We start from the raw sequence: 275 nt of genomic DNA, 5'->3' as shown, positions 1-275 counted from the left end.
ACTCGACACGGGTGTCATTGTGTTTACCCCGAGCCAAAATTCGACCAAAGACATTGTACTATCCAGTGCTATCCACGGTAATGAAACCGCGCCAATTGAAATGTGTAATCAACTTATTCATGATTTGTTGAGTGAGAAAATCATCGCTAAACAGCGGTGTTTATTCTTAATAGGTAATCCTGCGGCCATCATTAATCAAACCCGTTTTATTGACGAAAACATGAACCGTCTGTTCAGTGGTGCGCACTCAAAAGGTGAGGGTTTAACTCATCCAG

The 275-nt window shown here is 42.2% G+C and carries 1 pseudogene; it reads left to right on the top strand.

The features are described from left to right. Positions 1–19: 19 nt before the first annotated feature. Positions 20–275, top strand: a pseudogene (locus AAEY72_RS14780) (hypothetical protein); the annotation flags it as partial.

It is taken from the genome of Psychrobacter sp. W2-37-MNA-CIBAN-0211, from assembly GCF_040309405.1.
In the GTDB taxonomy this organism is placed as follows: domain Bacteria; phylum Pseudomonadota; class Gammaproteobacteria; order Pseudomonadales; family Moraxellaceae; genus Psychrobacter; species Psychrobacter glaciei.
The sequence above is the reverse complement of the archived record's forward strand: the minus strand, read 5'-3'. Positions and strand labels throughout refer to the sequence as shown.